The following is a 14,325-nucleotide window of genomic DNA, read 5'->3' as shown; positions in this document are numbered from 1 at the left end:
ATCGGTCGACTGGTTGCGGCGAAGTCACCAGAGTGACGACGCCGACTTCACGGCTTCCTTCCACGTCTTGCGGAGCAGGGTTGACTGCCCGTCGGCTATTTCCAGTTCTCGCCGATAGGCCATGCCCAATCCGAAGCTGGTCAAAGACGTGTGTTCCTGCTCCGCCGCGATTTCGAGCAGATGGTGTTGGGCGACAACGGAATCCTGATGTTCGCCGAGAACGTCCTGGAAGTGGCTGAAATGCTTCAAGGCGCGCTTGGCTCGGCTCTTCGACACCGGTTCCATGACCTCGATCGCGTACTTCATCCGCTTGGCACCCTTGCGTGCGCGGTGCATTCGCTCGTCACGCTCGGCGCGGGTATCGGCATCGAAGACGTGATCGACTCGCTTGCCGACCTTGTGAGCCAGGTGGCGCAGGGTATGGGCCAACTCTCGTGCCGACGCCTTCTTTCCCACACGGTGGGCGACGGCGTCGAACTCGAGGTCGCCGACGTACTCGTCGAGACGATCGAGCAGCGTGGTGTAGCGCTCGGAATCGAGCGCTTCGAGGGCTGTTTCCTGCGCGGTTTCACCGCGGGCCGAGAAGAACTCGTCGATTCGAGCACGCACAGCTTCTCGTTCGGGCATCTCGTCGATTTCGCCGAGGCGTTCGACCAGACGTTCCCATTGGACCTCGACGTCGCGGGCGTCACCGAACTTTCCACCGATCCACCGCAGGTCGGTGATCAGATCGTCGGTCTTGGGGGAGTGGCCCGCGTAGGACTGAAGAGCGCTGCGGATGCGACGAGCTGCAACCCGGAAGTCGTGAACGGCTTCGTCGTCGGCCCGACGCGTTCCGAGGTCCGCTGCGACCAGTGCGCGTAGTTGTTCGATGAGGTAATTGCGCAACAGAATCCGCGGATTCGACGCTTTGCCCGTGGTGATCTCGAGACCGACGTACGGGGTCACCGAAGTACCCAATGCTCGTTTGAGTTTGGACGGACTTGCAGAACGCTCCAGCCCGGCGTCCAGTAGAACCGTCTCGATTGCGTCGGCCAGATCTTGTCCGCCTGCGCCTTGTTCGACCTCGACTTCCTGCCACGTCGATTCACCGGAACCGTCTGCCTTGCAGGCGATGACGGTGTCGGAGACCACTTCGGCGAGCAGAACACCGTTTTCGCCGTTGAGTCGGGTGCGCTCCCGGTCGGTGATGATCAGGGCGACCGGAACCAGGTCGTGACCGCGAATGATCGCCCGGATCAGACTCGACAGCGGCGAGGGGACATCGGTGCTCTCGTCCGGCGGAAGCTGGATCTCGGTTCGAGTGTCCTGGCCTGCGGGAAGTTTCATGTGCCACCCCGCATCATCGCCGCCCTCGCGCTTGCGCAGCGTGATCTTCTCGGCGAGCAACCGGTAGTCGGCGGTGTCGAAGTAGGTGGCAGAGAGCTGTATCGAGTCGTGAACCGGCTCACCGACAACACCGGGAAGTCCACCCAAGGCGGGGACTTCCTGCTCGGCCGGCGCCTCGTACTTGCGCTCGATCTCCCGTACGGCTTCGGGTACGACAGCGGTCTTGCTCATCTGGTCTCCTCTTGCGGTGCGGTCTGCGCTTCCATCCTCCCGGTATCGGTGGCGCAGTGGAAGGGTCCGGGGTCCCTACGGCGAGTCGCCACCGCCTGATTCGTCCGGCCAGGACAGGGTTCGCCGACTTTCGAACCGTCGCAGCCGGCCGGTCATCGGATCCTCGAACTCGAGAACCTTCGACAGCAGGCGCAGCGGGTTCGAATAATCCTCTGCGGCAACGTCGTAGAAGTCGGGATAGAAGTTGTCGCCGTGGATCGGGAGCCCGACGGAGGTCATGTGCAGGCGCAGTTGATGGGTCTTGCCGGTATGGGGGATCAACCGGTACCGCGCGAAGCCGTCCCGCGTCTCGATCAGTTCGATCCGCGACTCGCTGTTGGGTTCGCCCTCGATCTCCTCGGCTTTGAGTACCCCGCGTTCTTTGACGATGCGACTGCGCACGACCACGGGAGTGCTCACCTGTGCGTCGTAACGCGCGATGGCCTCGTATTCCTTGGCGACGCGGCGCTCGGCGAACATGGTCTGGTAGCCGCGCCTGGCCGCCTGATGCACGGTGAACAGCAGTAGTCCCGCTGTGACGCGGTCGAGGCGATGAGCGGGACTCAACTCCGGCAGATCGAGGTCCCGGCGCAATCTGACCAGTGCCGATTCGGCGATGTATCGCCCTCGTGGGGTGCTCGCCAGGAAATGCGGCTTGTCCACGACCAGGATGTTCTCGTCCCGGTGCAGGACGTCGATCTCGAACGGTACCCGCGACTCGACGGGTGGGTCTCGGTACAGGTAGACGAACCGCCGCGGAGCGTAAGCACTCGCCTCGGTGATTCCGACGCCCTTCTCGTCGACGACTTCCCCGGCTGCGACTTTCTCCCGCAAGCGGACGGCATCCTGGGGGAACCGTTCGAGCAGGTAGTCGAGCGTCGTCGCCCACATGCCGTCTTCGGGCTGACGGATGCGACTGGGGTTCAGGCCGTCGCGGACGGGAAGGGGAGATCGTGACACATCTTCAAAGCTAGCCGTCCGGCCGGCATTCAGACCTATTGACGACATATGGGACGGAAGTTACTATCCGGTAAGTTCGTGACGCCGGTCACTGTCGTGGGGGCAGGGCTGGGTCATCACAACAGAAAATTGGGGTTTTCGTGAAGACACGACTTCTACGTCGAAGGTCGACAACGATTGCGGTGGGACTGTGCGTCGTGGGCCTGACGGTGCCGAGTGCCGTCGCTTCTGCGGATCCGACGGGCGGGTCGGACGGACAAGCCTGGCTCGCGGCTACGGAGGCGGCGCCACAGTATCCGGGGGTCTCCATCGAGTGGGACGTGCCCATCACGATGAGTGACGGCACCGTTCTACAAGCGAATGTGTACCGCCCGGCAGATGCGTCCGGGCGCGCCGTGGAATCGAAGACACCTTCGGTTCTCAACATCACGCCGTACACGAAACTGCTGGATACGTTGGTGGATTCAGCTCTGTCGATCCCGCAGGTGGGTGAGACGTTGATGGACGTGGCGAACTCGCTCGACCTCGCTGCGCCGTTCGACGGAGTGTCGGAGTTGACGGGCGTCATCGCCGGCGGAGGCGCACGGGTTCTCGGCGTCAACCGTGACCTGGTCCAGAACGGATACACCCAGGTCGTGGTCGACGCGCGTGGAACCGGCTTCTCCCAAGGTAATTGGGATGTCCTCGGCAAGCGCGAGCAACAGGATTCGATCGAGGTCATCGACTGGATGAGCAAGCAAGGGTGGTCGGACGGAAAAGTAGGGATGGCGGGTATCTCGTACTCCGCGATCAATTCGGTGCAGGCGGCGAGCAACAACCCCCCTGCGCTGAAGGCGATCTTCCCGGTCGAACCAGGCAACGATCTGCTGCGCGACATCGTCGGGACCGGTGGTGGCCTCGGAGTGGGGTTCATGCCGTTGTGGTTGACCGCGGTCAACGGACTCAAGCTCATCCCGAACGTGCAGGACATCCTGCAAGGAAATTTCGATCCACTGTGGTTGGCGAGCCGCCTCGAGGATCCGGGAACACTGATTCCCGAACTGGTACAAGCGATGACGGCCCAGAGAATCGAAGACGTGTCACCGTCGACTCTCCAAGTCGCGCAAGACGGTCAGTTCTATCAGGACCGATCCGCTGACGTCGGCAACATCACCGCTGCGACGATGGTCTACGGCGGTTGGCACGACATCTTCGCCAACAGCGAGCCGCGGATCTACAACGGAATCGATCTGCCACCCGGCCAGAAGCAGTTGATCATGGGGAACGGCTATCACGTCACTCCCGGTGGAGGATTCGGCAAGGACGGTGCGCCGCCGCGCCTCGATGTACTCGAACGTGCGTGGTTCGACATGTGGCTCAAGGGCATCGACAACGGAATCGATCGCTACGGCCCGGTCACGATGTTGCAGCAAGGCGGCGGATGGATCACCGATGATCAGTTCCCGCGAGCGGGTGCGACGTACGAACGTATGTATCTGAACTCCGCGCCCAGCGGAACTGCCGCCCACGCGGCGTACGACGGTTCGCTGACAAATGACCCGTCCAGTGCCGCAGCGCGATTGACGGTCGCACCAGGACTGCGAGGCTTTTGTTCCGGCGACGGAACACAGGGAACTGCCGGGATCTCCGTGGTGCTCGGTGCGTCGTGCTCCAAGGATTCCCGATTCCAGGAAGCGGAGGGTCTGACGTTCACCGGTGAGGCGGTGACGGAGCCGACCTCACTCTCGGGCCCGATCAACGTCCATCTCGAGACAGTCCTGGACTCGACGGACGGATTCTGGGCAGCGACTGTCAACGACGTAGCGCCGGACGGAACCTCGACACCGATCACGAACGGCGCTCTGACTGCGTCGCTCCGGGCGGTCGACGATTCCAAGAGCACTCGCTCGGCCAACGGTGACTACAGTGAACCGCACCACTATCTGACGATCGACACCCGTCAGCCGGTGGTTCCCGGTGAAGTCACCGCCGTCGACATCAACATGCTCCCGACGGACGCGGTGCTACAACCCGGACACCGACTCCGCGTCGACGTCTACGCTGCCAGCGTGCCGCGTTACCTGGCACTCGGGCCGATGCTCGCCGACAGCCAACTGAAGCCGCAGCACATCGAGTTGGCTGCGGACCGGCCGAGCTTCGTCAACGTTCCGTTCGTCGGAGGTCGCTGACCCGGACTGGATCGGCGGCGTGAGAACCTGCGGGCTCGCGGACGTTCTGCGAAGATCGTCCGATGACAGAATCCCGACTCTCCGCCGCCGTCCACGATCGTCTGGACGGACTTCTGGACCCGGTGGACGAGCGGCTCGCGGCGCAGTACCCGGGAAACCGTGACGAGATCCAGCCTGTGCACACGATTTACGTCAGTGCTGCAGACGCAACTGTCGACACCCCTCGTCTCTGGGGTGAGCAGGCGATCGCGCTTCTCGATTCTCATGCGCATGTGTTCGCCGATCTCGACACCGAGAATGCGCTCGCAGATGTGCGAGTTCAGCTCGGCCGCAAGCCGGTCCAGGACTTTCGAATAGATTTCGAGGACGGGTACGGACGTCGCAGCGACGAGGAAGAAGACGCGGCAGCGACGTCGGCCGGCCGGACACTCGCAGCGCTCAGCACTGATTCTGCGGGTCCGAGCTGGGGTGGCATCAGGTTCAAGGGGTTACCGGCCGGCGAGCGTCGGCGCTCGATCAGGACTCTCGAGCTGGTGCTCGACGCCGCCGGCGGAGTGCCGAACGGATTTGTCTTCACCGTTCCCAAACTGCGCGCGGTGGAGCAGGTCACGGCGACGGTGTTGCTCTGCGAAGAACTGGAGAATGCCCATGGACTCGAGACCGGTTCGCTTCGGTTCGAGTTGCAGATCGAGAGCCCGCAGGCGGTCATCGCTGCCGACGGAACGGTGGCAGTTGCTCCGGCCATCCATCGCGGAGCCGGCCGTCTGACGGGATTGCATTACGGCACTTACGATTACAGCGCGGCATGTGGAATTGCATCACGTCATCAGTCGCTCGAACATCCGGTGGCAGACCACGCAAAGGCTGTCATGTTGGCTGCTGCCGCTCAGACCGGCGTCTGGGTGTGCGACGGGTCCACTCAGGTTGCGCCCGTCGGGAGTGCCACGGCGATTCGCGACGCGATCACGCGGCACCATCGCCTCGTCACACGGTCCCTGGAACGCGGTTACTACCAGGGGTGGGACATGCACCCCGGGCATCTGGTCACCCGCTGGCTCGCCACGTTCGGCTTCTACCGCAACGCGCTCGGCGCCGCTGCTCCGCGCATCCAGTCGTACCTGGGGCGCCAAGGTGGCGACGTGATCGACGAACCCGCAACTGCCCAGGCGCTGGCAGCGGTGGTTCTGCGCGGGCTCGACGCGGGGGCCTATCCGGAATCCGAAGTGCTCAGGCTCGCCCCGAGTGCCGACACCGACGCACTCCGCCACCTCGTAGGACGCACCACACCGATCACAGGAGAACACTGACCGATGAGCACCACCGAATTCACCTTGCTGCCCGACCTGGCACTGCGCACCCTCGGCGGAGCCGTCATCTGGGCGAACGACGAGGCATTCGCCGAGCGTGAGGCCCTGATCCGACCGGGCAAAGCTGGATACCAGCCGGCAACGTTCGGTCACAAGGGTCAGGTGTACGACGGTTGGGAGACCCGTCGTCGCCGGGTGGCAGGTCATGACGAGGCGATCGTGCGCCTCGGTGTTCCCGGAGTGGTGCGAGGCGTCGTCGTCGACACGGCCTGGTTCAAGGGCAATTACCCGCCCGAGATCTCGGTGGAAGCAATCTCCGTGGACGGGTATCCGGATCCACTCGACCTGGCCGGTTCCGACGAGTGGACAACCATCGTCGAGCGCTCGCCCGTTCAAGGCGACTCCGAGAATCCGTTCTCGGTGTCTTCGGAGGAGCGGTGGACACACGTCAAGCTGACCATCTACCCGGACGGCGGTGTTGCCAGGTTCCGTGTTCACGGTGAAGCACGGCCAGACCCGCGGTTCCTCGACGCCGGGCCCTTGGACCTCGCAGCACTCGAAAACGGTGGCCGCGTAACCGATTGCTCCAACATGTTCTACAGCTCGCCGCAGAACATTCTGTTTCCCGGACGCGCTGCCTCGATGGGTGACGGGTGGGAGACGGCCAGGCGCCGCGACGACGGAAACGACTGGGTACAAGTACAACTCGCAGGTGAAGGCGTGCTGAGCTTTGTCGAGATCGACACCTCGTATTTCCTCGGAAACAGTCCGGGTGAGGGCGCTCTGACCGGCCGGACGTCTGGAGGGGAGTGGATCGAACTCTTGCCTCGAACCACTCTGCGTCCGGACACCCGCCATCGCTTCCCGGTTGAATCCGAAGTCCCGGTCACCGATGTTCGTCTGGACATCTTCCCCGACGGTGGCCTCGCGCGGCTGAGAGTCTTCGGCGTACTGACAGATGCTGCTCGCGCTGTGATCTCGGAGCGCTGACGGTAAGTTGTCGGCATGAGCGACTATCCGCGCGACGACTATCCCCGGGACATGGTGGGGTACGGTCCTCATCCGCCGCACCCCCACTGGCCCGACGACGCGCGGATAGCTGTTCAGTTCGTGCTCAACTACGAAGAGGGTGCCGAGAACAGCGTTCTGGACGGCGACGCGGCTTCGGAAACGTTCTTGTCGGAAATGACTCCGGCAGAACCATTTCCGGATCGACACATGAGTATGGAATCGCTGTACGAATACGGCTCTCGGGCCGGATTGTGGCGTGTCCTGCGGACTTTCGAGCGGCGGAACCTGCCTCTCACCATCTTCGCGGTGGCGCGCGCGATGCAACGTAACCCGGAAGCGGTCAGTGCTTTTCAGGAATTGGGTCACGAGATCGCATGTCACGGATTGCGATGGAAGTCGTACCAATCCGTGGACATCGAGCGAGAACGTGCAGACATGGCCGAGGCGGTCCAGATCCTGCAGGATCTGACGGGTTCGGCGCCTCTCGGTTGGTACACCGGACGCGATTCACCGAACACCCGTGAATTGGTGGTCGAGCACGGCGGCTTCGTCTACGACTCCGATTCGTACGCCGACGATCTGCCGTACTGGGTGGACGTCCCCCGTGGAACAGAGTCGGCGAAGCACCTGGTGGTTCCGTACACCCTTGACACCAACGACATGCGGTTTGCTTCTCCCGCAGGATTTCCCAGCGGTGATCAGTTCTTTGCGCACCTACGCGACGCCTTCGACGTGCTGTATGCGGAGGGAACGGCCGGATCGCCGAAGATGCTGTCGGTCGGGTTGCACTGCCGCATTGTCGGCCGCCCCGCCCGTGTCGCTGCCCTCGAGCGCTTCCTGGATCACGTGCAGTCGCACGAGAAGGTCTGGATTGCGCGGCGAATCGACATCGCCGAACATTGGAAAGCTGTTCACCCGGCGTAATGCGGGTTCACCTGCGCGCCTCGATAAGGAATCGACTCGAGTACGCGACAAATGATCCATCGCGACGGATCTGCTCGTCGAGCTCGCGGAGTCGGTCTCGATACTGCGCCACGGTGAATCCCGGAACCATCCAGATCACCTTGCGTAAGAAGTAGATGACGGCGCCGATGTCGAAGAATTCCATGCGCAGACGCTCGAAACGAAGATCGACAACGGTGAGCCCAGCGGCAACCGCGTCGGCACTTTCGTCCTCGTAGTGCCGTCCGCGACGAGCCTGCGGCTGAGGACCGAGAAAGTACTCGACGAGTTCGAACACGCTCGCGTGACCCACATGTTGAGCGAAGTACGTTCCCCCCACGGTTCGAGTACCCGAGCGATCTCGGCCCACCACACCGTCGCAGGGTGCCGACTGGTCACCAGATCGAAAGCCGAATCGGCGAACGGTAGCGGTGGCTCGTCCGGATCCGCGACCACCACCACACCTCGGGGACGCAGAAGGGCGGTGGCCTTGATGACGTTCGGTGGCCAGGATTCGGTTGCTGCCATCACAGGCGGGAGTGTTGGTGCAGCGGCGAGGACTTCGCCGCCGCCGGTCTGGATGTCCAACGCGGCGCCGGCGCGGCCGAGACGCTCACCCATGAGGTTCTGATACCCCCACGACGGACGCTGCTCCGTGGCCCGGCCGTCGAGCCACGAGAAATCCCACCCGTCGACGGAGGCGGACTCGGCCTCGGCGACAAGTTCTTCGAAACTTCGCGACATCCCCTGTGAAATCCCCTCAGGCGTTCCTTCCGGCATCACATCATCATCGTCGCCGAGCGTCGACGGTGCCAGTCGTTTTCGCCTACTTCGGGGTGGCGCCGAGCATCGGAGCCAGTTGGGTGGCGATCGGGTTGAGATCGAGCTTGTCGGGGTCCACCTTGGGCATGCTGTCCCACGGCTGGGAGGTGTTCGGATCGGCGAAGGCGATGCGGTTGGCGCTCCGGACACCCGTTTCGCTGCCCTGAGGTGCCTGGCAGTTGGCAGCGGTGTTCAGAGGGAAGTTCTGCGTCGTGTCGTCGAAGTTCGGGTCTTTGCGCTTCATCTCGTCGAGAATTGCCATCGTCCCTTCGTATCCGACGGTGCACGAGAGCGGGTTGTTGGTCTCGAGTACCAAGCCCAGGTGCACGGTTCCATCGCCTGGTGCCACGGTGGGCGCTGCCCCGGCGAGCGCAGGCAGAAAGAGTAAGAAGGGCTGCAGGGTGGGCACTGTCGGTGCTGCTGCCGACGCAACTGCAGCGAGGTTCGAGAGATTGGTCGTGAGCGCGGGGCCGGCTTCGGTGACGAGAGAGCCGACTTGTTCGCTGGCCGGTATGCCGTTGTCGATCACCCGTCGAATGTCGGGGTCGCTGGTGCGCAGCTGCGCGGTCAGTGCGTCGAGATCGGTGCTGAACTGCTTGATCGCCGACGATTGATCGGACTGGGTCGTGAGTACGGTCTGGCTGTCACGGATCAGTCCGAGGGTCTGTGGAAGGGCGTCGAGGCCTGACTGGGAAATCCCCGACAGCGAGTCGGCAAGTACCTGTAGATCTTCGCCCTTGCCGTTGAATGCCGCGCCGAGTTCCTTCGCGACGGTGTGGAGCGCGTCGACGGGAACGGAGTGCACCAGACCGTCGGCGCTGGTCAATACGTTCTCGATCGGAATCGGCGTGGTGGTATCGGCCACTGCGATCACCGAGCCGTCTTCGAGAAAAGGGCCCTGGTCGGTATCGGGCTGAAGGTCGACGTACTGCTCGCCGATGGCAGAGCGGTTGGCCACTACGGCTCGCGCGGATGCGGGGATCTGCGGAGCACTGCTGTCGATCAGCAGGTCGACTTCGATTCCCTCGGTCGTGAGCGACATGTCGCCGACGCGTCCGACGGGCACACCGCGGTATGTCACTTCGGCGTTGGTGAAGATGCCACCGGACGTCGCCAGTTCGGTTTTGACCGTGTATTGGCCGAATCCCAGAAGATTGTCCAGCCGTACGTATTTCGCTCCGACGTAGATCAAACCCAGGAGTGCAACCACTACGAGGGCGACCAGCTGCCATTTGGCGAGCTTCGACATCACCATCGGAGATCGAGCCCGAACTGACGTGGTGTGCTCATGGTTCGACTCCCGAATGACAAGCCGGGTACGGCTGATGGTGAGCGAATTGTGTTCACCCGCGGATGTTCTCGGGCGAACGGGAAAGTTCCGACAATTCGTTGTTGGCGATAACTATAAACAAGTCGTCACAGATAGAAAGTCGGGGCATCTGTTTCCGCAGGTCGTCGAAGTGCAAGTGGCACAGCTCACTTCGGGCGTGGGAGTGTGATGCACGCCCCCATCTGCCTTTTGCGGGCTTGACTTCGCGAGTCGTATCTACAAAAGTAGATGCATTCTGGTCGGCGAAGGGCGGGGTGTGATCGATGGAAGCGTTGGCGATCTTCAAGGCGTTGTCCAACCCCACGCGTCTGCAGATCATGGAGTGGCTCGCGCACCCGGCGAAGTATTTCGACGAAGACTCGTACACCCAACAAGATCTCGGTTTCCATATCGGGGTCTGTGTTGGTGACATCCAGTCGCGTTCGGGGCTTGCCCAGTCGGTGATCTCGGGATATCTGCAGGGCATGAAAGATGTGGGTCTGCTCGAGTCCGAGCGTATCGGGAAGTGGACGTACTACCGACGAAACGAAGCTGTGATCGGCGAGTTCAGGGAATTCGTTCGCGAAAAGCTGTAGCGGTCGGGTTGTCCTCGTCGACCGGTTTGCTTCACCAAATATATCTACATATCTAGATATGTATCTGTCTGATGTTGCGTAGTAGGAGGAGTGTGTCGTGAAGTCGAAATTGTTGATACCGGTTCTGGCGTTGGGCGTATTCGGGATCATCACCACAGAGATGGGGATTATCGGGGTTCTGCCCCAGGTCAGCGACAAGTTCGGCATCAGCACTTCTGATGCAGGATGGTTGGTGGGTGTGTTTGCGCTCGTCGTAGCGGTCACCGGTCCGTTCACGACGCTCTTCACCTCGGGAATCAACAGAAAAACCGTTCTGTTGGTGGCGATTGCAGTCTTTGCGGTCTCGAACGTGGTGTACGCGAGTACATCGAGTTTCGAGGTGATGTTCGCTTTCCGGATCATTCCCGCCGTCGTTCATCCGGTCTTCTTCGCGGTCGCGTTGGCGAGTGCGGTTCGTCTGGTGCCACCGGAGGAGGCCACTTCTGCTGTGACGAAGGTATTCGCCGGTGTCACGGTCGGTTTTGCCTTCGGTGTGCCGTTGACGTCGTATCTGGCCGAGAACTTGTCGGTTTCGACGGCATTCGTTTTCGGTGCCGTGGTCAATGCGCTCGCGTTTGTCGGAATTCTGGTACTTCTGCCCTCGGCCCCGGTCGCACAACGTGTGTCGTACGGTGCGCAGGTCGGGATACTTCGCCGACCCGGCGTGTGGTTGACCATTCTTTCCGTCACGTTCGTTTTTGCGGCGATGTTCTCGGTGTACGGATACTTCGCCGAATATCTCGGCGAGGTGACGGGTATGAGCGGATCGTGGATCAGTGCGATGCTCTTGGCATTCGGTGTCGTGATGATCTTCGGAAACTTCGTCTTCGGGGCCCTGCTCGGCAAGAGTGTGGTGCGAACAGTCGTGGCGTTTCCGTTGCTGTACATACTCGTGTACGTGGTGATCTATCTGGTGGGTCCGTACTTCGCTGCGATGACTGTTGCCGTGTTGGTGTGGGGCGTGGTGCATTCCGGTGGACTGGTCATTTCCCAGAGTTGGATGGGGCGAGATTCGGTCGATGCACCCGAATTCGGTAACAGCCTGTTCATTTCGTTCTCCAATCTGGGGATCACGCTCGGAACAGCGACAGGTGGTTTGTTTCTCACACACCTCGGAACACGTCAATTGGTTTGGGCCGGCGTCTTGTTCGCCGCTCTGGCCCTGGCAATGATCGGCGCTCGATTGTCGCTCGGGCGGGTTCACAAAGAAAACGGTGCCAAAGTTCCGGTGTAGTTCTTGGGTAGGGGCCGCGCGAACTCACCGCGCGTACTGGTCGACAATCCTAGCGTGATCAAGGATTGAACCATGGTGACGGCAGCGGCAACACCGTCGACTACCGGCACCCCCAGTTCGTCGGACAGATCCTGGCACAGGTCCGCCATCCCGGCGCACCCCAGAACGAGGACATCCGAGCCGTCTCTTTCCAAGGCGTCGAAACAGGCTTCCAGGATCACCTTTCGTGCATCGGGATCGCGATCGAGTGCGAGAACCGGAATCTCGCAGGAGTGGATACCGCGGCACCGGGCCGCCATTCCGTAACGGTCCACCAGATCGGCAGCCCGGCCACGAGTCCGACCGAGGGTGGTGACGACACTGAATCCGCGTCCGAGGAAACCGGCGTAGTGCACAGCTGCCTCGGCGATCGCGACCACGGGACCCCTGGCCAGCTCGCGAGCTGCATCCAGGCCTGGATCACCGAAGCAGGCGATGACATATCCGTCGACGCCGTTCTTCTCTCCGGACGCGATCTCGGTCAGAATCCCTGGGACGCTGAGCGCTTCGTCGTAGTGGCTCTCGATCGACGCAGGACCCATGGCAGGACTGACGGCCTCGACGAATGTGCCCGAGCCGGCGACGGCCCAGGCACATTCCTCGATCTTGGCGGTCATCGCCCACGTGGTGTTGGGATTGATCACCTTGATTCTCATGAGGATCAGTCGACCGTCACAGTGTCGGCAGAAGAAGCATTCCGAACAGCCAGAGGGGTGCGCGTGGCGAGAAGGTAGTAGACGGCAAATCCGAGCCCACAACCGATGAACCAGCTGTACTGCGCTGCGGTGTACATCCCGGTGAGGTCCTTACCCAGGACCGGGACCATCGCGACGACGGCTCCCACTACGGTGGCAATCACTGCAGCAGGGTTGTATCCCTTGCTGTACCAGTAGGTTCCGGTCGGCGACATGCTGAACAGGTCGTCGACGATCACTTTCTGCTTGCGCACGAGGTAGTAGTCGGCGATCAGGATTCCGAACAGTGGCCCGATGAAAGCTCCGAGGGTCTCCAGGGTGTAGTGGATGACGTCGGGATTGTTGTACAGGTTCCATGGGGTGATGAGGATGGATCCGATTGCCGCGATCATTCCACCGGCGCGCCAGCTGATCTTCTGCGGGCTGACGTTCGAGAAGTCGAAGGCCGGGGAAATGAAGTTGGCGACGATGTTGATGCCGATCGTGGCGATGGTGAAGGTGAGGGCGCCGAGGACGATGGCGAAGGTACTGTCGATACGTGCCACGGTTGCAACGGGATCGGTGATCAGCTCACCGTACACCGGCAGTGTCAACGATGCGGTGACGACGACGAGTACCGAGAACACGAGGAAGTTGACCGGCAACCCCAGGAAGTTACCCTTCTTGACGACTGCGAACGACTTCCCGTAGCGAGAGAAGTCGCCGAAGTTGAGCATCGGCCCGGAGAAGTACGAGACGACCAGGGCGATCGCACCGAGCATGACCGGCACGGCGTCGAAACCGGAATATTTCACGTCACCGAGCGTGAGATCGACTGCGCTCCAGCCTGCTTTGTAGACGAGATATCCGCACAGCATGAACATCACGACGTACACGGCGGGGCCACAGAAGTCGATGAAGCGGCGGATCGATTCCATGCCTCGCCAGAACACACAGGCCTGAAGAACCCAGAGGAGCATGAAACTTCCCCAGCCCAGTGCGGAGAGCCCGGCGAAGCCGTAATTCTCGACCACGGCGTACGGCGCAAGTGACGGAAAGAGCTTGATGAGTACGACATCGAGTGCTGCCGAGGCGAGAAAAGTTTGAATTCCGTACCAAGCCACGGCAATCAGGCCGCGAATGATTGCCGGAATGTTCGCTCCGAGGACACCGAACACGCTGCGGCAGATCACCGGATAGGGCACACCGGTGGCCTGGCTGGGTTTGGCCACCAGATTGCAGAAGAAATAGACGATCGTGATGCCGACCAGCAATGCGACGAGTACCTGCCAACTGGCCAGGCCGAGGGCGAAAAGACTACCGGCCGTGACGTATCCACCAACGCTGTGTACGTCGGACATCCAGAACGCGAAGATGTTGTACGACGACCAGGTCTGCTTGCGTAGCGGTGCCAGATCCTCGTTGGTCAAACGTGGGTCGTAACCCGCCTTGATCAATCCGCTGCCCACCGGGTGGCCGGCGGCCTCGACGAGATCACCTGGACCGGTTTCCGTTGTGGGAGTGGTGGAAGAAGTGGTTCGAGACGGAAGAATGTCGGTCATGACAGCTCCTGTGCTTGTGTGCAAGGAATCAGCGGACAGAGCACAAGCTCTCAGCGACGGTGG

Annotated in this window: 11 protein-coding genes and 1 pseudogene; 6 read left to right on the top strand and 6 right to left on the bottom strand. The window is 61.7% G+C overall.

The window, feature by feature from the left end:
• Nucleotides 1–24: 24 nt before the first annotated feature.
• Both ABWI03_RS00155 and ABWI03_RS00150 read right to left on the bottom strand, forming a co-directional pair.
• Nucleotides 25–1,560, bottom strand: a complete 1,536-nt coding sequence (locus ABWI03_RS00155) for a CYTH and CHAD domain-containing protein (protein ID WP_298777268.1) — start codon at nucleotides 1,558–1,560, stop codon at nucleotides 25–27.
• A 75-nt stretch (nucleotides 1,561–1,635) separates the two neighbouring features.
• Entirely contained in the window at nucleotides 1,636–2,607 is a 972-nt protein-coding gene (locus ABWI03_RS00150; RefSeq protein ID WP_206028804.1) for a pseudouridine synthase, read from the bottom strand.
• A gap of 92 nt (nucleotides 2,608–2,699) precedes the next feature.
• On the opposite strand from ABWI03_RS00150, the gene ABWI03_RS00145 reads away from it, so the two are divergent.
• From ABWI03_RS00145 to puuE, 4 genes are all read left to right on the top strand, one after another.
• Entirely contained in the window at nucleotides 2,700–4,727 is a 2,028-nt protein-coding gene (locus ABWI03_RS00145; protein ID WP_298777269.1) for a CocE/NonD family hydrolase, read from the top strand.
• Nucleotides 4,728–4,789: 62 nt separating this feature from the next.
• On the top strand, nucleotides 4,790–6,034 hold the full coding sequence (locus tag ABWI03_RS00140; protein ID WP_124567655.1) for a DUF6986 family protein: 1,245 nt from the start codon (nucleotides 4,790–4,792) through the stop codon (nucleotides 6,032–6,034).
• A gap of 3 nt (nucleotides 6,035–6,037) precedes the next feature.
• Nucleotides 6,038–7,024, top strand: coding sequence for an allantoicase (alc, locus tag ABWI03_RS00135; protein ID WP_124567654.1), 987 nt, complete (start codon nucleotides 6,038–6,040; stop codon nucleotides 7,022–7,024).
• 15 nt (nucleotides 7,025–7,039) lie between these two features.
• Nucleotides 7,040–7,969 (top strand): allantoinase PuuE, encoded by a 930-nt coding sequence (puuE, locus tag ABWI03_RS00130; RefSeq protein WP_124567653.1) that lies wholly within the window; start codon nucleotides 7,040–7,042, stop codon nucleotides 7,967–7,969.
• Nucleotides 7,970–7,976: 7 nt separating this feature from the next.
• On the opposite strand, the pseudogene ABWI03_RS00125 reads toward puuE, so the two are convergent.
• Nucleotides 7,977–8,731: pseudogene (locus ABWI03_RS00125) on the bottom strand (class I SAM-dependent methyltransferase).
• An 82-nt stretch (nucleotides 8,732–8,813) separates the two neighbouring features.
• A complete protein-coding gene (locus ABWI03_RS00120; protein WP_435054176.1) occupies nucleotides 8,814–10,064 on the bottom strand; it encodes an MCE family protein in 1,251 nt (416 codons plus the stop codon).
• Between the two features lie 338 nt (nucleotides 10,065–10,402).
• Here ABWI03_RS00120 and ABWI03_RS00115 point away from each other — a divergent pair, with 338 nt between their 5' ends.
• Together ABWI03_RS00115 and ABWI03_RS00110 are read left to right on the top strand one after the other, a co-directional pair.
• Nucleotides 10,403–10,714 carry an ArsR/SmtB family transcription factor gene (locus ABWI03_RS00115; protein WP_095968715.1) on the top strand — a complete coding sequence of 104 codons (312 nt, stop codon included), beginning with the start codon at nucleotides 10,403–10,405 and terminating at the stop codon, nucleotides 10,712–10,714.
• A gap of 97 nt (nucleotides 10,715–10,811) precedes the next feature.
• Nucleotides 10,812–11,987, top strand: a complete 1,176-nt coding sequence (locus ABWI03_RS00110; RefSeq protein ID WP_095968716.1) for an MFS transporter — start codon at nucleotides 10,812–10,814, stop codon at nucleotides 11,985–11,987.
• Here the strand turns inward: ABWI03_RS00110 and ABWI03_RS00105 are convergent.
• Both ABWI03_RS00105 and ABWI03_RS00100 read right to left on the bottom strand, forming a co-directional pair.
• Nucleotides 11,954–12,682, bottom strand: coding sequence for an aspartate/glutamate racemase family protein (locus ABWI03_RS00105; RefSeq protein WP_095968717.1), 729 nt, complete (start codon nucleotides 12,680–12,682; stop codon nucleotides 11,954–11,956). The genes ABWI03_RS00110 and ABWI03_RS00105 overlap by 34 nt on opposite strands.
• A gap of 5 nt (nucleotides 12,683–12,687) precedes the next feature.
• Nucleotides 12,688–14,262 (bottom strand): NCS1 family nucleobase:cation symporter-1, encoded by a 1,575-nt coding sequence (locus ABWI03_RS00100; RefSeq protein WP_298777270.1) that lies wholly within the window; start codon nucleotides 14,260–14,262, stop codon nucleotides 12,688–12,690.
• Nucleotides 14,263–14,325 lie beyond the last annotated feature (63 nt).

The sequence above is a fragment of the Rhodococcus baikonurensis genome (assembly GCF_040489275.1).
Taxonomy (GTDB): Bacteria; Actinomycetota; Actinomycetes; order Mycobacteriales; family Mycobacteriaceae; genus Rhodococcus_F; species Rhodococcus_F baikonurensis.
The sequence above is the reverse complement of the archived record's forward strand: the minus strand, read 5'-3'. Positions and strand labels throughout refer to the sequence as shown.

What these genes read in the sequence shown, in the direction of transcription:
- ABWI03_RS00105 (WP_095968717.1), bottom strand. Translation starts at nt 12,682, where the DNA reads ATGAGAATCAAGGTGATCAATCCCAACACCACGTGGGCGATGACCGCC.
- ABWI03_RS00155 (WP_298777268.1), bottom strand. Translation starts at nt 1,560, where the DNA reads ATGAGCAAGACCGCTGTCGTACCCGAAGCCGTACGGGAGATCGAGCGC.
- ABWI03_RS00115 (WP_095968715.1), top strand. Translation starts at nt 10,403, where the DNA reads ATGGAAGCGTTGGCGATCTTCAAGGCGTTGTCCAACCCCACGCGTCTG.
- ABWI03_RS00140 (WP_124567655.1), top strand. Translation starts at nt 4,790, where the DNA reads ATGACAGAATCCCGACTCTCCGCCGCCGTCCACGATCGTCTGGACGGA.
- puuE (WP_124567653.1), top strand. Translation starts at nt 7,040, where the DNA reads ATGAGCGACTATCCGCGCGACGACTATCCCCGGGACATGGTGGGGTAC.
- ABWI03_RS00100 (WP_298777270.1), bottom strand. Translation starts at nt 14,262, where the DNA reads ATGACCGACATTCTTCCGTCTCGAACCACTTCTTCCACCACTCCCACA.
- ABWI03_RS00120 (WP_435054176.1), bottom strand. Translation starts at nt 10,064, where the DNA reads ATGGTGATGTCGAAGCTCGCCAAATGGCAGCTGGTCGCCCTCGTAGTG.
- alc (WP_124567654.1), top strand. Translation starts at nt 6,038, where the DNA reads ATGAGCACCACCGAATTCACCTTGCTGCCCGACCTGGCACTGCGCACC.
- ABWI03_RS00150 (WP_206028804.1), bottom strand. Translation starts at nt 2,607, where the DNA reads ATGTCGTCAATAGGTCTGAATGCCGGCCGGACGGCTAGCTTTGAAGAT.